At 65.4% G+C, this 19,951-nt stretch carries 19 protein-coding genes; 12 read left to right on the plus strand and 7 right to left on the minus strand.

What is annotated here, in order from left to right:
* Positions 1-3 precede the first annotated feature (3 nt).
* Positions 4-1,113: an amidohydrolase family protein gene (locus tag FHU31_RS19050; RefSeq protein ID WP_167161487.1), complete on the minus strand. Its 1,110-nt coding sequence runs from the start codon at positions 1,111-1,113 to the stop codon at positions 4-6.
* 252 nt (positions 1,114-1,365) lie between these two features.
* Here FHU31_RS19050 and FHU31_RS19055 point away from each other — a divergent pair, with 252 nt between their 5' ends.
* Together FHU31_RS19055 and FHU31_RS19060 are read left to right on the plus strand one after the other, a co-directional pair.
* Entirely contained in the window at positions 1,366-2,418 is a 1,053-nt protein-coding gene (locus FHU31_RS19055; protein WP_167161489.1) for an acyl-CoA dehydrogenase family protein, read from the plus strand.
* Positions 2,402-3,589: an acyl-CoA dehydrogenase family protein gene (locus tag FHU31_RS19060; protein ID WP_167161491.1), complete on the plus strand. Its 1,188-nt coding sequence runs from the start codon at positions 2,402-2,404 to the stop codon at positions 3,587-3,589. Before FHU31_RS19055 ends, FHU31_RS19060 begins: the two co-directional genes overlap by 17 nt.
* Positions 3,590-3,659: 70 nt before the next feature.
* On the opposite strand, the gene FHU31_RS19065 is transcribed toward FHU31_RS19060, so the two are convergent.
* The 6 genes from FHU31_RS19065 to FHU31_RS19090 all read right to left on the minus strand — a co-directional run bounded on the left by FHU31_RS19065 (position 3,660) and on the right by FHU31_RS19090 (position 8,077).
* Positions 3,660-3,998, minus strand: a complete 339-nt coding sequence (locus FHU31_RS19065; protein WP_167161493.1) for a hemophore-related protein — start codon at positions 3,996-3,998, stop codon at positions 3,660-3,662.
* Positions 3,999-4,231: 233 nt separating this feature from the next.
* Positions 4,232-4,774: a TetR family transcriptional regulator gene (locus tag FHU31_RS19070; protein ID WP_167162850.1), complete on the minus strand. Its 543-nt coding sequence runs from the start codon at positions 4,772-4,774 to the stop codon at positions 4,232-4,234.
* Between the two features lie 77 nt (positions 4,775-4,851).
* Positions 4,852-6,216 (minus strand): cytochrome P450, encoded by a 1,365-nt coding sequence (locus FHU31_RS19075; protein WP_167161495.1) that lies wholly within the window; start codon positions 6,214-6,216, stop codon positions 4,852-4,854.
* 49 nt (positions 6,217-6,265) lie between these two features.
* Positions 6,266-6,457, minus strand: a complete 192-nt coding sequence (locus FHU31_RS19080; RefSeq protein WP_167161497.1) for a ferredoxin — start codon at positions 6,455-6,457, stop codon at positions 6,266-6,268.
* 19 nt (positions 6,458-6,476) lie between these two features.
* A complete protein-coding gene (locus FHU31_RS19085) occupies positions 6,477-7,358 on the minus strand; it encodes a mycofactocin-coupled SDR family oxidoreductase (RefSeq protein WP_167161499.1) in 882 nt (293 codons plus the stop codon).
* A 17-nt stretch (positions 7,359-7,375) separates the two neighbouring features.
* Positions 7,376-8,077, minus strand: coding sequence for an SDR family NAD(P)-dependent oxidoreductase (locus tag FHU31_RS19090; RefSeq protein ID WP_167161501.1), 702 nt, complete (start codon positions 8,075-8,077; stop codon positions 7,376-7,378).
* A gap of 299 nt (positions 8,078-8,376) precedes the next feature.
* Between FHU31_RS19090 and FHU31_RS19095 the strand changes: the two genes are divergently transcribed.
* From FHU31_RS19095 to FHU31_RS19140, 10 genes are all read left to right on the plus strand, one after another.
* Complete coding sequence (locus FHU31_RS19095; RefSeq protein ID WP_208411195.1) at positions 8,377-9,813, plus strand: aldehyde dehydrogenase family protein; 1,437 nt, start codon at positions 8,377-8,379, stop codon at positions 9,811-9,813.
* The gene (locus tag FHU31_RS19100) at positions 9,813-11,021 is read left to right on the plus strand and encodes a CaiB/BaiF CoA transferase family protein (protein WP_167161504.1); all 1,209 of its coding nucleotides are present in this window, start codon (positions 9,813-9,815) and stop codon (positions 11,019-11,021) included. The genes FHU31_RS19095 and FHU31_RS19100 overlap by 1 nt, the downstream gene beginning before the upstream one ends.
* A gap of 31 nt (positions 11,022-11,052) precedes the next feature.
* On the plus strand, positions 11,053-12,225 hold the full coding sequence (locus FHU31_RS19105) for an OB-fold domain-containing protein (protein WP_167161506.1): 1,173 nt from the start codon (positions 11,053-11,055) through the stop codon (positions 12,223-12,225).
* Positions 12,226-12,310: 85 nt separating this feature from the next.
* Positions 12,311-13,480 carry a thiolase C-terminal domain-containing protein gene (locus FHU31_RS19110; RefSeq protein ID WP_167161508.1) on the plus strand — a complete coding sequence of 390 codons (1,170 nt, stop codon included), beginning with the start codon at positions 12,311-12,313 and terminating at the stop codon, positions 13,478-13,480.
* The gene (locus FHU31_RS19115; RefSeq protein ID WP_167161510.1) at positions 13,470-14,279 is read left to right on the plus strand and encodes an MlaE family ABC transporter permease; all 810 of its coding nucleotides are present in this window, start codon (positions 13,470-13,472) and stop codon (positions 14,277-14,279) included. Before FHU31_RS19110 ends, FHU31_RS19115 begins: the two co-directional genes overlap by 11 nt.
* A 4-nt stretch (positions 14,280-14,283) precedes the next feature.
* Complete coding sequence (locus FHU31_RS19120; protein WP_167161512.1) at positions 14,284-15,141, plus strand: MlaE family ABC transporter permease; 858 nt, start codon at positions 14,284-14,286, stop codon at positions 15,139-15,141.
* Between the two features lie 12 nt (positions 15,142-15,153).
* The gene (locus tag FHU31_RS19125) at positions 15,154-16,350 is read left to right on the plus strand and encodes an MCE family protein (RefSeq protein ID WP_167161514.1); all 1,197 of its coding nucleotides are present in this window, start codon (positions 15,154-15,156) and stop codon (positions 16,348-16,350) included.
* Positions 16,347-17,375 carry an MCE family protein gene (locus FHU31_RS19130; protein WP_167161516.1) on the plus strand — a complete coding sequence of 343 codons (1,029 nt, stop codon included), beginning with the start codon at positions 16,347-16,349 and terminating at the stop codon, positions 17,373-17,375. Before FHU31_RS19125 ends, FHU31_RS19130 begins: the two co-directional genes overlap by 4 nt.
* A gap of 25 nt (positions 17,376-17,400) precedes the next feature.
* A complete protein-coding gene (locus tag FHU31_RS19135) occupies positions 17,401-18,477 on the plus strand; it encodes an MCE family protein (protein ID WP_167161518.1) in 1,077 nt (358 codons plus the stop codon).
* Positions 18,474-19,946 (plus strand): MCE family protein, encoded by a 1,473-nt coding sequence (locus FHU31_RS19140; RefSeq protein ID WP_167161520.1) that lies wholly within the window; start codon positions 18,474-18,476, stop codon positions 19,944-19,946. Before FHU31_RS19135 ends, FHU31_RS19140 begins: the two co-directional genes overlap by 4 nt.
* Positions 19,947-19,951: the final 5 nt, after the last annotated feature.

Here is a 19,951-nt window from a genome sequence, read left to right on the forward strand (position 1 = left end):
GCTCTACTGTGCGCCCGAAGCGGACGAAAAAGCCGGACTTTGAATTCCGTACAGCTGCGCGGCATTGCGCCAGCACAGCTTGTCCCGTTGGTCGGCGCTGTATGCCGCCGGCACCGTCAGCTCGGCAGCGTTGTAGTGCGGGTAGCTCGACCCGAACATGGTCATATCCTCCTTGCCGGTGAACCCGAACCACTCACCCGCGAAGTCGACGTCGCCGGGCCCGTCGTACGCGCCCTGGACGAAGTACACGTGGTCGGGCAGGTAGTCACTGGGCATCTTCGGGGCCCATGGGGTCTGCTCCAGATGCGGCCTGCCGAAGCAGTCCATCCGCCAGATGAACGGTGTCAGCATGTCGGCCGCACCGTCGGCCCAGACCATCTTGAGGTTCGGCATTCGCTCGAACACGCCCTCGGCGATCATGTTCATCAGGTGGTACAGGTAGTTCAGCGACATGAAGGACAGGTACTGTTCGTACGTCCGGGCTTTGCCAGAAGGTGTGGGGGAGAACTGGATTCCCGCACCGACCTCGATGTGCACGGCGACCGGCAGACCTGCCGCTTCGGCGGCGGCCCACAGCGGCCAGAACTGGGGCTTGCCGTAGAGCTCGCGGGATTGCAGGGGTACGCCGATCTGCACGACCCGCGGGTGGTCCTTGTACTTCTCGATCTCCCGCAGCGCGCCGGCGACATCATCGGGGTTGACGCGGAGGGTGCCGCGAAAGCGTTCACCGAACTCGTCGTGTTCGAGCCAGCGGGTCACCATCATGTCGTTGTGAGCCGCGGCGAGCGCGGAGCCCAGATGACGGTCGGGCATGATCCCGCGCGTCATCGGGTGCAGGACCGCCACGTCGACGCCGCGGTCGGCGAACAGGTGCTCGGCGACCAGGTCGACATCGGATCCCGGGTATTCGCCGTGGGGGCCCTTGGCCTCTTTCAGGTATTCGCCGCCGGGCGCGCCGTACCAGTCCATCTCGTAGTCCGGGAATCCCCGGCTGCTGAACGGTTCGCGCAGGAAGTTCTGCCGCAGGTCCTTGTTGGAGCCGAAGAAGATGTGCACGCTGGCGTCGATGACGGGCACATCCACCACACCGGAACCGTCTTCGAACCGCTTCACCGGGTTCCACCTTCCCCTCACAAGCCGGGCCGGGAACCGGCCGGAGTTGGTCCCAGTGTAGATCCTTGTTCTTCCGAATCAAGAATAATGTTCTCCAGCGGATCGCTTACATCCGCGCTGGTGGGCGTGTGTGCTGGTCAGTTGCATGGCGGCGGTGGGGTGAAACCCCGCGCTGGCTGCTGGAGAATCCCGACACCGCATAAGAGAATGGTATTCTCGCCGGGTCCGGACGAGTGAGGTGGGAGGTGCCGCGTGCTGCTTGAGTTCGATGCTGACCAGCGGCTATGGCAGGAGACGGTGCGCGATGCGGTGGGCAAACAATGCCCGGCATCATTGGTGCGGGGCATCGCAGAGAACAAGGGGGCACCTGAGGCCGCACACGCACTGTGGCAGTCCTATCTGGACGCGGGTTGGACCGAGCTGGCCGACCCGGAGAACGCGGTCGAACTGGCCATCGTGCTCGAGGAACTCGGCAGGGCGACCGACCCGACCCCGTTCCTGGCGACGCTGTCGCAGTTCGCGCCGCTGGCCGGAAAGCGCTTCGACCCTTCGAAGGCCGGGGCGGCGGTCTACGACGGGGTCAGCGCCAATTGGAGCCGACAGGGCTGGGTGCTGGAGGGCACGTCGAAGTTCGTGCTGGACGGCGATCGCGCCGAGCAGATCGCCGTGGTGACACCCGCCGGGGTGTTCGTGATCGACGGCGGAGTCGTCAATTCGACAGAGGCGCCAGGCATCACCTCGCGGCGACGCGATGTGTTCGACCCGGTTCTGCACGTCGCCGAAGTGACCTTCGACCGGCTGCGCGTCGAGGAGCCCGACCGGCTGGACCTCGAGCCGTCGGCAGCGTCGGCCCTGGTCGAACGGTCCCGGCACATCGCGTTGATGGGCCTGGCCATCACGATGGTCGGCGCCTGTCAGCGCGTCCTGGACCTGGCCCTTGAGCACGCCAAGAGCCGACAGCAGTTCGGGGTGCCCATCGGCTCGTTCCAGGCCATCCAGCACAAGGCCACCGATATGTACGTGGCCATCGAGCGGGCGCGGGCGCTGTCCTATTTCTCCGCGCTCACCATCGCCGCCGACGACCCGCGTCGTCGTATCGCCGCGGCGATGGCCAAGGCCAGTGCGGGGGAGTGCCAGTCACTGGTGTTCCAGCACGGCCTGCAGACCTTCGGGGCCATGGGCTTCACCTGGGAAAACGACCTTCAGTTCGCCTTGAAGCGGGCCAAGGCCGGCGAGCTTCTGCTCGGCGGCGCCGCAGAACACCGCGCTCTCATCGCCGAGGAGTTTGATGCAACTCGAATTTGATCCCGACGTCGAAGAATTCCGTGCCGAGTTCTCGGCCTTCCTCGACCAGCATTTGCCCTCTGCGGCGGACACCTTGGAGCGTCCGCGGTCGGTATCGCACATGCCGCAGTGGGCACGCGACTGGCAGCGCCTGCTGTTCGACAACGGCTGGCTGCTGCCGGCTCAGCCCCCGCAGTTCGGTGGCCGCAACGCCTCGGTGTTGCAGACCTATGTCCATCTGGAGGAGCTGTGCCGGCGTCGGATCTACCACAGCTTCAACCCGCAGGGCGTCAACATCATCGCCGCATCGTTGTTGACCTTCGGCACCGAGGAACAGAAGCAGCAGTGGGCGGTGCCGGTGCTCAAGGGGGAGCGCACCGCGTCACTGGGCATGAGCGAGCCGAGCGCGGGGTCCGACCTTGCGTCGTTGCGCACCAAGGCTACGTACGAGAGCGGCGCAGAAGGGGGAGCGTTCGTCGTCAACGGCCAGAAGGTCTGGACCTCCGGTGCGCACGACGCCGACTGGCTGCTGACGTTCGTGCGCACCGACCCCGATGCGCCCAAACACAAGGGCATCAGTGTGCTCATCATCCCGACCGACACCCCGGGTGTGGTGTGCAGGCCGTTCGCCGATATCTGCGGTGAGGAGAACAAAGACTTCAACGAGGTCTTCTTCGCCGATGTGCGGGTGCCCGCGCAGAACCTCGTCGGCCCGCTCAACGGCGGCTGGAAGGTGGCCAACGGGTCTCTGGGCCACGAGCGCACCATGATGTGGCTGGGCTTCGCGGACCGGATCGCCAACTCGATCGGCGATTTCAAGCCGGCCACGCCGCTGGAGCGTGACCAGCTGGCATCGACCATCATGGACTACCAGGCGTTGCGACTGCTGGGTTCGGTCGGGCTGGCCAAAGCCGCCCGAGGGGAGGTCGACGTCGCGTCGGTGTCGGTGCCCAAGCTGCTGGGCGCCGAGGCCGAGCTGCGGGCGTCGAACAATGCGCTCATCGCGGCCGGTTCGGAGGGATTGATCCACCCGGCGTTCAGCGGGCCGTACGCCCACATGAACCTGGACCACTATTACGCGAGCTGGTTCGAGCGTTACGCGCGTAGCTTCTCGGGCACCATTGCCGGCGGCACCTCGGAGATCCAGCGCAACATCATCGCGCAGCAGGTGCTCGGCCTGCCTCGGGGCTGAGTAGCGAGGTCAGAACAGACGGATTCGGCGCGTGTCGTCCAAGACGACACGCGCCGAATCCGTTTGTCGATCAGTAGTTGTTGCAGGTCGTGATGATCTGCGCGATCCCGTCGAAGTACCTCGACGCACCCGGAGTGTTCGCGATCTGCGTCGCGGTGCGCTGGCGCTCTGCCGGGCCCGAGGCCAGGAAGTTGCGCAGCATGGCCTGCCCGACCGGCTGAGCACTGAACTGCTGAGCCAGATCAGGCCGTTCCGCGTTCATCGCCCCGACGACCTGGTCGTAGCTACACGTCGTGTTGACCACGGGGCTCAGGTCGGGGGTCGCCGACGCGATGCCTGCGGTCAGCGGCAGCGTGGCTGCCATCCCGACCAGGGTGAGCACGATCTTCTTTCCCGACACCTTCACCATTGCCTAGATACCTTTCCCCGCCCGGACCAGTTTCCGGCGTCACACACTTTTCGTTGTTCGCGCCGGTTGCGTTACACGCTGATTTTTACAGGCTAACAGGACAGCCGAGGGTGCAGAATATTTCTCCATAGGAGGCGCCCTGAGCTGCAGCTTTGCAGTTTATTCCCAGGCGGGCGCAGGTATTACCAAACTCACAGAATTCGGCACTGGCGAAATTCGCTGTTGAGCCATCGTCAGGCCGGCGGTTGCATGCTGCGCAGGGTCCGGGTCAGGTAGTCGTCGAGCAGATCGTCGCGCGTAGGCCAGTCGCCGGTGGTGATCAGCAGCGCGTAGAGCCCCAGCAGGAAGTACACGGCGCTGTTCATCGGCGTGACCGCGCTGTCGATGTCGCCGCGCCCCCGAGCCAGTTCGATCTGCTCGGCGACCAGGACGATCAACGGGTGATCCTGAACGTCCTCGGCGGGTGGCCGGGTCTGGGAGAAATGCAGCGCCAGAAAGTCTTTGAAGAGAACATCGCCCAGCCTGCGTTCCAGACCCAGGATCAGCCGGGCCACTTCGCGCAACACCGAGGCAAGATCGTCCTGTGTCTTGAGGAACTGCCTGAACTGCTTGGCGATCCGTTCCTCTTCGCGCCGTTCCAACTCCAGCAGGACATGTTCCTTGGTGGGGAAGTGGAAGAAGAAGGTCCCGTGCGCGACCCCTGCCGCGGCCACGATGGCGGCCACGTCGGCGGCCGCCAGGCCGGAGCGCTTGAACTCGGCGATCGCTGCGCCCATCAGCCGTTCCCGGGTCTGCAACCGCTTGGCCTCGCGCGCCGACACTTCCACCACAGCGACACAGTATCGCCCGGCGACTACCAGTCGATGACGGCGACTTCCTTGCGTTCGGTGATGGGCCGGGCCAGCTCCTGCTCGTCGCAGATGCGTTGCAGGTTCTCCAGCGTCTCGTCGAGACCGGGGCCCCGCCGCCGACCGGGGGTGAAGGTGGCGGGCAGGTTCCGCATGCCCTGGATGACACCGATGCTGTCGTAGTGCACGGTGCCCTCCGGATCGCAGACATAGTCGGGCATCCGGTCCAGCACGGCCGTCAGCATGGACTTGAAGACGGTGCGCGCCACGTTGGAGCCCACGCAACGGTGCACGCCGATGCCGAAACTGAAGTGCCGGTTGCCTTTACGGTCCATGACGATGGTGTTCGGATTCTCGAACACCGCCGGATCCCGGTTGGCCATCGCCCACGAGATCCACAGGCGCTCGCCCTCTTTGAACCGGGTGCCCTCCACCTCGACGTCAGCCGAGAACGTGCGGCCGTCGCCGGGGGCGGGTGTGAAGAAGCGCAGGAACTCCTCGGTGGCCGGATTGAGCAGGTCCGCACGTTCCCGGCTGAGCAGCTCACGCTGTTCCGGGTGCTCGCCCAGCCATTCCAGAGCGTGTGCCGTCAGAGCCGTCGTGGTGTCGAATCCGCCACCGATGATCAGGCCCAGGTTGCCCAGGATCTCCATATCGGGGGCGGGCTCACCGTCGATGCGAAGTTGGAGCAGGGCGTTGATCAGGCCCGGCTTGGGGTTCTCCTTCATCGCGAACATGTTGGTGAGCAGGTCGATACCCATCTCGCGATGCTGTTCGTTGATCTTCGCGCGGTCTGGTGAGTGCTCGGGGGTGTACACCGACGCGTGGGTGGGCTCGCTGTAGACCTTCCACTTCTTCAGGTCCAGACCCATCATCGCCAGGGTCAGTACCGCGGGAACCACATTGGCCAGATGATCGACGAAATCGATACGACCGGACTCGATGTGCTCGTCGAGTGCGGCGCGGGTGATCTCGTCGACGAACGGCACCCACCGCTTGATCGCGGCCGGCGACAGGTAGGGGTTCAGCGCACCGCGGTAGGTGCTGTGGTCGGGCTCGTCCATCTCCAGGATCCCGCCGCGGACGGCGGACGCCCGGCTGGCCAGCGGGATGCTGATGCCTTCGTAACCCGTTCCCTCCCCGGTGATGTCGTGGTCATTGGAGACCACGGGGCAGCGAGCCAGCTCGAAGACGTGCTTGCTGTCGGCGGCCACCCAGTGCCCGTTGTAGACATCGGTCCACGCCATCGGGCACCGGGTCTGCATTTCCTCGGTGATCTTCTCGAACTGCAGCCGGTACTCCGGTGTGTGCCGGTCGAAGTGGTACTTGTTCTTCTTGCGGTCGTCGTCAACCACGTCGTCGATACTCACGGCGTTGTCTCCCTATGATTTTCGTGACTCAAGACGGCGGCCTTGCCGGTCATTCGATGACGATTGCCTGTTCGGGGCAGGAGTGCGCCGCTTCGCGCACCGCCTCCTGCTGGTCGTCGGGGACGATGTCGGAAACCGGTGACGCATGGCCGTCGACATCGTCGAGTTCGAACGAATCGGGCGCGATCATCGCGCACAACGTGTGTCCCTGGCAACGTGAGCCGTCGACTGAAACCTTCACTGCGTCAGCACCTTTCCGATCAGATGTGGTAGTCGTACCACTTGAGGTAGCCGCCGGCGTCGACCCGCAGCTGCATACCGGTGACGAACCGGGCCTCGTCGGAGGCCAGCCACAGCACCGCGTTGCTGATGTCGACCGGCTCGACCCACGGCACCTTCATGGCCTGCTGCACGTAGAAGACCGGCTCGGCGTCCTTGAGTTCCGGATGCTCCAGATCGGGCCGGAACGAGCGGTACATCGGTTCGCTCTGCAGCATGTTCGTGTTGCAGTTGGTCGGGTGGATGACATTGGCCCGGATCCCGCGGGGGGAGAGCTCGGTGGCCAGGTAGTGCACGTATTCGGAGATCATCCGCTTGGACACCATGTAGCCCATACCGCCGGGATCCGAACCTGGATTGGGCTTGTTGTGCGCATCCATGAGGGCGGCCGCGGATGCGGTCGCGATGATCGACGCGCCTTCGGTCAGATGCGGCAGCGCGACCTGGATGGCGTTGATGGTGCCGACCAGGTTGGTGTTGATGCCGTCGGTCCAGGCCTGCATCGGTGGCTGGCCTTTCATGGCGGCGACACCGGCCTGGGCCACGACGATGTCGACCTTGCCGAACTCGGCCAGGCCGGCGTCGAGCGCCTCCTTGAGCTGGCCGGCCTCGCGGACATCGGCCTGCGCGGTGACGATGCGGCGGCCCGCCTTCTCGACGAAGCGCGCGGTCTCTTCGAGATCCTCAGGTGTGGCCAGCGGATAGCCGATGGTGTCGAGGTTCTTGCACAGGTCGACGGCGATGATGTCGGCGCCCTCTTCGGCGAGCCGGATCGCGTGGCTGCGACCCTGCCCGCGCGCGGCACCGGTGATGAATGCGACTTTTCCGGCAACCCGGCCTTCAGTGCTCGCACTGCTTCCCATCAGGAGTCCCTTCGGTTCTAAGTGTTCCGGCCGCCGTTGACGCCCAGGATCTGTCCGGTGATGTAGCTGGCTTCCTCGGAGATGAAGAACGCACACGCCGCTGCGATGTCCTCGGGCTTGCCCATGCGCCGCACCGGGGTCTGGGCGATCTGCTTGTCGGTGTCGCCGAGAAACCCGCGATCTTCGGCCTTGCGGAGCATCGGGGTGTCGATGAAGCCCGGTGGGACGGCATTGACCGTGATCCCCACCGGCCCGTACTCCAGCGCGAGTGACTTCGTCAGTCCGTTGACCGCCGACTTGGCCGCCACGTACGGCGCCATGAAGGGCTGGCCCGAATGTGTGCTGGACGACGAGATGTTGACGATGCGTCCCCAGCCGGCCTCGATCATGTCCGGCAGCACGGCCTGGACGCAGTGGAAGACGCCGTTGAGGTTGACGTCGATGACGCGCTGCCAACGCTCGAACGAGGTGTCGAGGAACTTGCCGAAGCTGTCCAGGCCCGCCGCGTTGACCAGGATGGAGACAGGACCCAGCTGGGCGCGGATGGCGTTCATCGCCTTGTCGACGGCGGCCCGGTCGGTGACGTCGGCCACGAACGAGTTCGGCGCGTCAGACGGGTTGAGATCGAGGACGGCGACGTGGTACCCGTCGGCGCGGAGTCGGTTCGAGATGGCCAGCCCGATCCCGGACCCGCCGCCGGTCACGACAGCATTCTTCACCTACAGAGCCTCCTGATATGTGGCCGCGATCTCAAGAATCAGCCTTCCGATTATGAGAACCGTACTCTCGGCCAGGTTGATCACGCAAGGTAGGCGGGGTCGCTGCGTGGAACGACAATTCGGTCTCACGTACAGCTTGGGTATCCGGACTAGCGCATCTGTGTTTTCTTGCGTTCTCATCGTGTGAATGTAAGATTCGCCGTTGATGAGAATGAAATTTCCATCACAGTGAGGAGCCCTTTGTGAGCGAGACCTCGACGATCACGTCTGAGAACCGGAGCGGCGCGGCCGACCGACGGATGCTGATCGACGGGCAACTGGTGGACGCGGCGCAGACCTTCGCGACACTCAACCCCGCCACCGCAGAGGTGCTGGGCCACGCGCCCGATGCGTCCGTCGCCGATGCCGAAGCGGCCGTCGCGGCCGCCCGCCGGGCCTTCGACGGTTCCGGGTGGGCCACCGATGTCGCCTTGCGGATCCGCTGCCTGGAACAGTTCCACCAGGCTCTCGTCGAGCACCGCGACGAGCTGGCCGCACTGACGACGGCGGAGGTGGGCGCGACACCCGCGCTGAACCTGGGCGCTCAGCTGGATCAGCCGATCGCCATCGTGAAGTACTACACAGACCTGCTGCGGGACTACCCGCTCACCGAGGATCTGGGCAATATCGAGAGCCGGGGCGCGCTGCACCACCGTTGGGTGGAGAAGGAAGCCGCGGGCGTCGTCGCCGCGATCATCGCGTACAACTACCCCAATCAGCTTGCGCTGGCCAAGCTCGCGCCGGCGCTGGCCGCAGGGTGCACGGTGGTACTCAAGGCCGCGCCGGACACCCCGCTGATCACGCTGGCCCTCGGTGAGTTGATCGCCCGTCACACCGACATCCCGGCCGGCGTCGTCAACGTCATCAGTGGCGCGGACCCGCAGGTCGGTGCGGTACTGACCACCAGCCCGGATGTCGACATGGTCACCTTCACCGGGTCGACCCCGACCGGCCGCGCCATCATGTCGGCCGCCAGCGCCACGTTGAAGAGGGTGTTCCTCGAACTCGGCGGCAAGTCGGCGGCCATCGTGCTCGACGACGCCGATTTCGGGATGGCCGCCGTGTTCTCGGCTTTCAGCATGGTGACCCATGCCGGCCAGGGCTGCGCGCTGACCTCCCGGCTGCTGGTGCCGCGCAGCCACCACGACGAGATCGTGGAGTTGGTCAAGACCAATTTCGGGCACGTCCGCTTCGGGGATCCCACCGACCCCTCCGTCTATATGGGACCGCTGATCAGTGCGAAGCAGCGCGACAAGGTCGACGCCATGGTGCAGCGCGCCGTCGCGGCCGGGGCCACGCTGGTCACCGGTGGGGAGAAGAAGGATCCGGGATTCTTCTACACCCCGACACTGCTCACGAATGTCGATCCCGACAGTGAGATCGCCCAGGAAGAGGTGTTCGGGCCGGTGCTCGTCGTCATCGCCTATGACGATGACGACGAGGCGGTGGCGATCGCCAACAATTCGATCTACGGCCTGTCCGGTGCGGTGTTCGGAAGTCAGGAGCGGGCGCTGGCGGTGGCCCGCAGGATCCGCACCGGCACCTTCTCCATCAACGGCGGCAACTACTTCAGCCCCGACAGCCCGTTCGGCGGGTTCAAGCAGTCGGGTATCGGCCGTGAGATGGGGGCCGCCGGGCTCGACGAGTTCCTGGAGTCCAAGACGTTCGCCACTGTGATCGGACCGGCGGCCCAGTAATGAGCAAGCCGCTGGACGGAATTCGCGTTCTCGAAGTCGCCATGTACGGGTTCGTCCCGTCGGCCGGCGCGGTGCTGGCCGAGTGGGGCGCCGATGTGATCAAGGTCGAGCATGCGGTGACGGGCGATCCGCAGCGCGGTCTGCGTCAGACCGGGCCGCTGCGCGTCGAGGGCGATCCCAACCCGAATATCGAACATGCCAATCGCGGGAAGCGCAGTCTGGGCCTGGATATGTCGGTGCCCGAAGGTAAAGAGGTGCTCCTGGAACTGGCACGGCGCGCCGATGTGTTCCTGACCAGCTTCCTGCCGGGGCACCGCAGGAAGTTCGGTATGGACGTCGACGATATCCGCGCGGTGAACCCGTCCATCATCTACGCGCGCGGCAGTGCGCTCGGGCCCCGCGGTGCGGAATCCGAGAAGGGCGGCTACGACATGACCGCCTTCTGGTGCCGGGCCGGTACCGCGGCCACCATCACGCCGCCGGGGGTGGAGGGCATGGTCGGTCCGCCCGGTCCCGCCTACGGTGACACCATTTCCGGCACCAACCTGGCCGGGGGTATCGCCGCGGCTTTGCTGAAGCGGGAACGCACCGGTACGCCTTCGGTGGTGGACGTGTCGCTGCTCGGCAGTGGCTTGTGGGCGATGGGGCACACCGTCGCGCTCACCTCGCACCTGAAGCAACGGCTGGTCGCCCAGCCGCCCGGCGTACATGGATCTCCGATCAATCCGCTCGTTGGGGTCTACGGCACTGCCGATGACCGCTACATTTCGTTCGTCATGATGCAGCCGACGAAGTTCTGGGCCGACGTGTGCCACCACGTCGACCTCCCCGAATTGGCCGACGACCCGAGGTTCGCCACCGCCGAGTCGATCGCGGAACACACCCCCGAGGCGGTCGAGATCCTCCGCAAGGTGATGGCCACCAGGCCGCTGTCCAAGTGGAGCAAGAAGTTTGCCACGCTGGCCGGCCCCTGGGCGCCGGTGCAGGACACCCTGCAGGCCGCCGAGGACGCTCAGATCCGTGCGAACGACTACATCGTCACCGCAGGCGAGCTGGAACTGGTGGCCAATCCGGTGCAGTTCGATGTCGTCGCGCCGCACACCGGTGGTGCGCCGGGATTCGCCGAACAGACCGAGGAGATCCTGCTGGAACTCGGGCTCGATTGGGATCGCATCATCGAGCTGAAAACCGCAGGCGCAGTTACTTAACCGATCACCAGAGAGGTCCGTCGCACAGCTCATGCCCTATGTCGCTTCTATCGGCACCTACCTTCCGTGCTGGGGTACCGCCCGGCACCGGGTGCCCGGCGACGACGAGGATGCCATCACCCTCGCCGTCGAAGCCGGCCGTGCCGCGCTGGAATCCGGCGGGGCGGTCGAGCGCGTCGTGTTGGTGAGTCGCGATCTTCCTCTGCTGGAGAGCAGTAATGCCGCGGTGCTGCTGGCGGGCCTCGGCCTCGATTCCGAGTTGGAGGTCGACGAGCGACTCGGCGGAGCCCCCGCCGCGACCGACGCGCTCAGCTCGGCCCGGCCGCGGACCCTGATCATCGGCGTCGACCTGGAACCCGCGGGTGCCGCGGCGCTGCTGACCGCCGAGCGCGGACTGCAGGTGCGCACCGCGGCCCGGGTGGCGCGCAGCCTGCCGGTACGCATCCGCACCCAGGCCGGCATCCAGGACTACGGCGATCCGCGGCTGCTGCACGAGCGTGGTCTGATCGCCTCGCTGGAGGCGGCGTGGCTGGACACACCCGCGGCGGTCGCGGGCGTGGATCACGAGCGGGCACTGGAGCTTTGCCTGCCGGATCCGCCGCGGTTGCCCACCACCGGCGCGAGCGCGAGCATCTTCGCGGTGGCCGGGTTGGCGGAGACCGGCAAGACGGGTCCGCTGGTGGCCGTCGAGCAGGCCATCCTGTCCGGTATCACCGTCAGCAACGGCATCGCCGAGACGCACCGCCGCGAGCCGGCGTCCCGCGCGGTACCCGAGAGCAGGACCACACCGGGCACCGAGATCCCGATCTCGTTGGCCGCCTACGAGCGGGCCTTCGAGGCCAAGGTGCGCTGGGAGGCGGGGACTTTCGCGGGCAGTGACGAGTTGGATTTCCCGCCGCGGTTCCGCGTCGCCCGCGACGGTTCGCTGGCGATGGACTACCAACTGGTGCCGTTGCCGCGCACCGGAAGCGTCTACACCGAGGTGACGGTGCACGTTCCGGTACCCGGTCTGCGCACGCCCTATTCACTGGTCATCGTCGAGCTGGACGGCGTGGGGGTGCGGGCGCTGGCGAAGGTCACCGGGGTCGAGCCGGGCACGGTCGACATCGGTGATCGGGGTCGGATGGCGCTGCGCCGGGTGGCGGTGCGCTCGGGCGTGCCCGACTACGGGTATGCGTTCGTGCCCGACGGGGCTGCCGCGTGAGCGCCTGCCGGCGCCGTTTCCGCAAAGATCGCGACAGTTACCGTAAAGCATTCGGTATGCTCCACCGGAGCGCCGGAGGGAGGTCATGAGAAACGTCGCCATCGTCGGTGCCGGAATGACCCCCTTCGGGGAGCATTTCGCGCTCGGACTCAAGGATCTGCTGCCTTTGGCCTTCGCCGACTGTGTCCGCAGCATCGACAAGGGCCTGGATAAGCATGACCTCCAAGCCGCTTGGTACGGCTCCATGGGAACCGCCGACGGGTTCCCGGCCGGAATCCTGGCGGACACCCTCGGACTGCCCGACCTGCCGGTGACCCGCATCGAGAACTCCTGCGCCACCGGGAACGACGCCGTACGCAATGCGCTGTACGCGGTGGCCTCCGGGGCTTTCGACATCGCGCTGGTGATGGGCGCGGACAAGCTGCGCGACACCACCAGCAGGGACATGTTGTGGGAGTGGGAGGGGATGGCCCGGGACAAGGCCTGGGACTACCCCCTGGGCCTGGTGGCGCCGGCCGGCTTCGCCCTGCACGTCCGTCGTTATCTGCACGAATCCCCGGCCACCCGTGAGCATCTCGCCATGATTGCGGTGAAGAATCACCGGCACGGGGTGACGAACCCGAAGGCCCGGCTGCGTTTCGAGATCACGCTGCAGCAGGCCCTGGACGCACCGACCGTGGTGACCCCGTTCCACGTCTACGACTGTGCGCCGCAGAGTGACGGTGCGGCCGCGCTGGTGATCGCCGCCGAGGACGTCGTGGACCGCTTCACCAATCGGCCGGTGTGGATTCGCGGGGTCGGTCTCGGGCTCGATTCGGTGATGCATCAGCACAAGGGCGATATGACGACCTTCCCGGCCACGGTGCGGGCGGCCAAGCAGGCGTTCCGGATGGCCGGGCTGACACCGGCCGATATCGACGTCGCCGAGGTGCACGATTTCTTCACGGGTATCGAGCTGATCAGCTACGAGGATCTCGGCTTCGCTGACCGCTTCGAGGCGTACAAGCTCGTCGAGACGGAGGTCACGAGCGTCGGTGGTGCGCTGCCGGTGAATACCAGCGGGGGATTAAAAGCCAAAGGGCATCCGCCGGGCGCCACCGGTGTGGCACAGTGCGTCGAACTGTTCGCGCAATTGCGGGGGGAGGCCGTCAATCAAGTGGACGGAGCCCGAGTTGCGTTGGCACACAATGTCGGTGGCCCCACAGCGGTGGCCGCGGTGACTCTTCTGGAAGGACCGGGTTTCAATGGCGAGTAAGGGCCCGGATCGTTGGACCGCGGGGGTGGCAATCGGCAAGAGCGCCTCGGGGCCGATGCAGGCTGTGGGTGGGCTGTTCCTGATGTCGGCCGACGCGGTGAAATACCTGTTCCAGCGTCCGTTCTTCTGGCGGGAGTTCCTGGAGCAGGCGTGGTTTGTCGCGCGGGTGGCGCTGGGGCCGACGTTGTTGGTGGCCATTCCGTTCACCGTGCTGGTGAGTTTCACGCTCAACATCTTGTTGCGCGAGCTCGGTGCGGCGGATCTGTCCGGTGCCGGTGCGGCTTTCGGGGCGGTGACCCAGGTGGGGCCGATGGTCACGGTGTTGATCGTGGCCGGTGCGGGGGCTACCGCGATGTGTGCGGACCTGGGGTCGCGCACCATCCGGGAGGAGATCGACGCGATGGAGGTGCTGGGCATCAACCCGGTGCAGCGTCTGGTGACGCCACGGATGCTGGCCTCGGGTTTGGTGGCGCTGCTGCTCAACAGTCTGGTGGTGATCATCGGTATTCTCGGTGGCTATTTCTTCTCGGTTTTCGTCCAGGACGTCAATCCGGGTGCGTTCGCGGCCGGTATCACGCTGCTCACCGGGGTGCCCGAGGTCATCATCTCCTGCGTCAAGGCCGGCCTGTTCGGCCTGATCGCCGGCCTGATCGCCTGCTACCGCGGGCTGACCATCAGCGGTGGCGGTGCCAAGGCTGTCGGCAACGCCGTCAACGAGACCGTGGTCTATGCCTTCATGGCGCTGTTCGTGGTCAACGTGGTGGTCACCGCCATCGGTATCCAGATGACGGCGAGGTGAGTTGATGGGCAACAGGGCCGTGCTCGCGTCCACCTATCCACGGGTGGCGCGCACGTTGAAGCGACCCGTCTCGGCGCTGTCGCGGCTCGGTGATCACACCTTGTTCTACGCCCGGGCGCTGGGTGGGATACCGCACGCCAGCGTGCACTACCGCAAGGAGATCATCCGGCTCATCGCCGAGATCTCCATGGGCGCCGGAACATTGGCCATGATCGGCGGGACTCTGGTGATCGTCGGATTCCTGACCTTGGCCACCGGTGGAACGCTTGCGGTGCAGGGCTACTCCAGCCTGGGCAATATCGGTATCGAGGCACTCACCGGCTTCTTGTCGGCGTTCATCAATGTCCGCATCGCCGCCCCCGTGGTGGCGGGTATCGGGCTGGCCGCCACGTTCGGTGCCGGGGTGACCGCGCAGCTGGGCGCGATGCGGATCAACGAGGAGATCGACGCCCTGGAGTCGATGGCCATCAGGCCGGTCGAGTATCTGGTGTCGACCCGGATCGTCGCGGGCATGATCGCCATCACGCCGCTCTACGCGATCGCGGTGATCCTGTCGTTCCTGGCCTCGCAGTTCACCACCACGGTGCTGTTCGGTCAGTCCGGTGGCCTGTATTCGCATTACTTCGATACGTTTCTCAACCCCATCGACCTGTTCTGGTCCTTCCTGCAGGCGATCCTGATGGCGTTGGCGGTGCTGTTCATCCACACCTACTTCGGCTATTTCGCCACCGGCGGACCTTCCGGGGTGGGGGTGGCGGTCGGCAACGCGGTGCGCACTTCTCTCGTGGTGGTCGTGTCGGTGACCCTGCTGGTGTCACTGGCCATCTACGGCTCCAACGGCAACTTCAACCTGTCGGGCTAGGGAGAGGCGACCATGAAGAATGTCAATGCGCGCGCCCTCGCGGGCCTGGGCACCGTGGTGGCTCTCGCGCTGATCTTCGCGCTGGCCATCGGCCTGTTCCGCGGCAGTTTCACCAAAACCGTTCCACTGACCGTGGTCTCACCACGCGCCGGCCTGGTGATGAACCCCGACGCCAAGGTCAAGATGCGCGGTGTGCAGGTCGGCAGCGTGTCCTCCATCGAAGCCCGCCCCGACGGCTCGGCCGTCCTGCACCTGGCCATGGATCCGGCGCAGCTCAGACTCATCCCGTCCAACGTGCAGGTCGACATCGCGTCCTCGACGGTGTTCGGCGCCAAGTTCGTCCAGCTCCAGGCTCCGGCGAATCCGTCTCCCAAGCCAATCCAGCAGGGCGCGGTGCTGCAGGGTGACCATGTCACCGTCGAGATCAACACCGTGTTCCAGCAGCTCACCCAGGTGCTCGACAAGATCGACCCGGCCAAGCTGAACCAGACGCTCGGTGCGGTCGCCAAGGCCTTCAACGGCCGTGGTGAGAAAATCGGGCAGGCGCTGTCGGACGTCAACACCTTCCTCGGCAAGATCGACCCCAGCCTGCCGAACCTGGACCGGATGATCGGGACCATGCCGCAGGTGTTCACCGCGTACGCCGATGCGGCACCGGACCTCACTACCGCGGTCGACAACACCAGCAAGCTGTCGAAGAGCATCGTGGAGGAACAGAACAATCTGGATGCGTTCCTGCTCAGCGCGATCGGTCTGGCCGATGTCGGCAACGATGTGCTCGGCAGCAACAAGCCGGCGTTGACCAATCTGGCGCAAATCCTGGTGCCCACCGCCGAATTGTTGGACAAGTATCACGATGCGCTGTACTGCTCGATCGGCGGTCTGGTGCCGTTCGCGAAGTCGCCGCCGTTCCCGGTGCCGGGCATCATCATCGCCGCCAGCTTCGTGCTGGGCGAGGAGCGCTACCGCTATCCGAACGATCTACCGAAGGTGGCGGCCAAGGCCGATCATCCGTTCTGCAAGGAGTACCAGATGCCCAACGTGCCCGCGGAGGTCAAGGAGCCGGGCATGATCGCCGATGTCGGTGCCCGCCGCGACCAGTACGGCAATCAGGGCATCCTGCTGAACTCCGACGCGCTGAAGCAGTGGCTGTTCGGGCCGTTGGGCGGCCCGCCGCGTAACTCGGCGCAGATCGGACAGCCGGGATGACGGGTATGGGCAAGACCATTGCCAAATTCGGCACCTTCGCGGTCATCATGGTGCTCTTGACCGCGGCGCTGCTGGCAGTCTTCGGCGAGGTCCGGGTGGGTTCGACCAATCCGTATACGGCGGTGTTCAAGGATGCCTCCCGACTGAAGTCGGGGGACAGCGTCCGGGTGGCCGGGGTGCGGGTCGGCACTGTCAACGACGTGTCATTGCAGTCCGACGGCACCGTACTGGTGGATTTCGATGCCGACCGCACCGTTGCGCTGACCACCGGGACGAAAGCGGCTGTGCGATATCTGAATCTCGTCGGAGACCGGTTCCTGGAACTCGTCGACAGCCCGGGATCCACCCGGGTGCAGGCGGCGGGATCTCAGATCCCCGTGGACCGCACCCTGCCCGCGCTCGATCTCGATCTGCTGCTGGGCGGCCTCAAGCCGGTGATACAAGGACTCAATCCCAAAGATGTCAACGCTCTGACCGCGTCGCTGATCCAGGTGATGCAGGGGCAGGGCGGCACCATCGAGTCGTTGCTGTCGAAGACGTCCTCATTCTCGAATTCGCTGGCCGACAACAACCAGGTGGTCGAGCAGCTCATCGATGATCTGCGCACTGTGCTGAACACGTTGTCCAAGGACGGCGACAAGTTCTCCGGCGCGATCGACAAGTTGGACAAGCTCGTCGGTGGGTTGTCGGAGGATCGAGACCCGATCGGCACCGCTGTCACGGCGCTGGACAACGGCACCGCGTCGCTGGCGGATTTCCTGGGCAATGCGCGCCAGCCGTTGAAGGACACCATCGCTCAGGTGAACCGACTGGCCACCAACATCGATAGCGACAAGGCGGGTCTGGACAAGTCCTTGCAAAAGGCCCCGGACAACTTCCGCAAGGCAATCCGGCTGGGCGCGTACGGCGGGTTCATCCAGTACTACATCTGCGGTGTCGCCCTCCGGTTCAGCGATCTGCAGGGTCGTTCCGTGATGTACCCGTGGATCAAGCAGGAAGAGGGACGATGCAAAGACACGGACTGATCGCGTCGGGGGCAGGTGAGCCCCGGTGCTGAAATATCGTGGCGCGCACCTCATTCGGTCCGGGGTGATCGGCGTCGTTCTCATCGTCCTCCTCATCGCCGTCGGCCTGCAGCCCGAAAAGCTCTCCGACTGGGCCACTTCGGTGCGCTACCAGGCGCGCTTCGAGGAGGCGGGCGGCTTGTCGAGCGGAAACGACGTCACCTTGGCCGGTATCAAGGTCGGCTCGGTGTCGGACATCACACTGGACAAGGGTGACGCCTTGGTGACGTTCACCCTTGGCGGCAAGTACGGCCTCGGGTCGGACACCCTGGCGCACATCCGCACCGGCTCGTTGCTCGGTGAGCGTGTCCTGGCTCTGGAGCCGGCGGGCAACGGCCGCATGCACGCCATGGACGTCATCCCGACGTCACGGACATCGTCGCCGTACTCCCTGACCGACGCAGTGGGCGAGTTGACCAGCAATACGGCCGGCACCGATACGACATCGCTGAATCAGTCGCTGGACACCCTCTCGGCGACCATCGACCAGATCGCCCCGCAGCTCGGTCCAACCTTCGACGGGCTCAGCCGACTGTCGAAATCGCTGAACGGCCGCAATGACAGTCTGGGCGAGCTGCTGAAGAGTGCCGGTGATGTGACCGGCATCCTGGCGCAGCGCAGCGAGCAGGTGAACACCCTGATCCTCAATGCCAACGACCTGGTCGGGGTGCTCGATGCGCGCCGTCAGGCGATCGTCGCCCTGCTGGCACAGACCGCGCAGGTATCGAGGACCCTCATCGGAGTGGTTGCGGACAACGAGGCGCAACTCAAACCGACGCTGGATCGGCTCAACTCGGTGTCCGCGGTGCTCGAGAAGAACCGGGACAACATCGCCAAAGCCCTGCCCGGGTTGGCCAAGTACGAACTCACGCAGGGTGAGGCCGTCTCCAACGGCTTCTACTACAGCGCCTACGTCCCGAACCTCCAGTTCGGCCAGTTCTTCCAACCGTTCCTGGACTATGCATTTGGGTTCCGTCGCGGCGTCAACGCCGGACAGCCACCGGACAACGCCGGGCCCCGAGCTGAGTTCCCGATCCCGTTCAACGGAATACCGCCACGATGAAGACACGCAAACCACTGAAGATACTCGGCACCGCCGGGGTGGCGGTGGCACTGGTTGCCGGCGCCGTATTCCTGGCCCGCCAAACGGTGTTCAAGCCCACCACCATCACCGCGGTGTTCCCGAGCGCAACGGCGATCTACCCCGGTGACGAAGTGCGGGTTGCCGGGGTGAAGGTCGGTACGATCACGACCATCGAGCCGCAGGGTGACCAGGCCAAAATGACACTGCGCGTGGATCACGGTATCCAGGTTCCGGTCGATGCCAAGGCCATCATCGTGGCCCCCAATCTCGTCGCTGCCCGTTTCGTGCAGTTGGCCCCCGCTTATCGCGGCGGTGGTGGGCCGACGATGCCCGACGGTGCCGTGATCCCCAGGGACCGGACCGCCATTCCGGTGGAATGGGACGAGGTCAAGACTCAATTGAACCGGCTGGCAACCGAACTCGGGCCTCAGAGTGGGGTATCGGGGACTTCGGCTTCCCGGTTCATCGACAGCGCGGCCAACGCCATGGACGGCAACGGCGCCAAGCTGCGCGAGATGCTGGCTCAATTGTCTGGGGTGGCAAGGATTTTCGCCAATGGCAGCGGCGACATCGTCGATATCGTCAAGGGGCTGCAGACGTTCGTCACCGCACTACGCGGGAGCAGTGCGCAGATCGTGGTGTTCGAGGACCGGCTGGCCACTTTGACCAGCGTGGTGGACGACAGCCGGTCCAGTCTGGACGACATGCTCAACGAACTGTCCGTGGCGGTCGGCGATGTGCAGCGCTTCGTGGCAGGCAGTCGTAAGGAGACCACTGAGCAGGTGCAGCGGTTGGCCAACGTGACCCAGGTACTGGCGGAGCAGAAGGATGCGATCCGCAACATCCTGCACGTCACCCCCAATGCGATCGCCAACACGTTCAACATGTACAACCCGAGCAGTGGCACGCCGGTGGGATCCTTCGCGTTCGCGAACTTCAGCAACCCGGTTCAGATGATCTGCTCCATGGTCGGTGCGGTGGAGAACACGACCGCCCCCGAGACCGCCAAACTGTGCTCTCAGTACCTCGGGCCTGCGCTGCGTTTGCTCAACTTCAACGGGGTTCCGTTCCCGATCAACCCGTACCTGACGAAGGCGCCCAGCCCGAACGAATTGGTGTACACCGATCCGAACATGTTGCCGGGCAGTACGACCCAGCCGGTGAGCCCGCCGGAACCACCGCCGACGGTGTCCGCCTTCACCGGACTGAACGGTGACGTGGCGCCGCCGCCCGGATGGAACGCGTCACCCGGCCCGCCGAGTGCGTTCCTGCCGAACGGTGCCATGCCGGCCAATCCGTCGCCTCCGGTGTATCCGGGTGCTCCGCCGCCGAGTCCGACGACGTTCAACGGATTGATGCTTCCCGCCGGTCCGCCGCCGGGCCAAGCGCCGGGGCCGGATCCCGCCGCCGGACCGCTGTTGCCCGCTGAAGGGACACCGACGCCGTGAAACGC

Origin of the sequence: Mycolicibacterium fluoranthenivorans (assembly GCF_011758805.1) — a bacterium.
Classification (GTDB): Bacteria; Actinomycetota; Actinomycetes; order Mycobacteriales; family Mycobacteriaceae; genus Mycobacterium; species Mycobacterium fluoranthenivorans.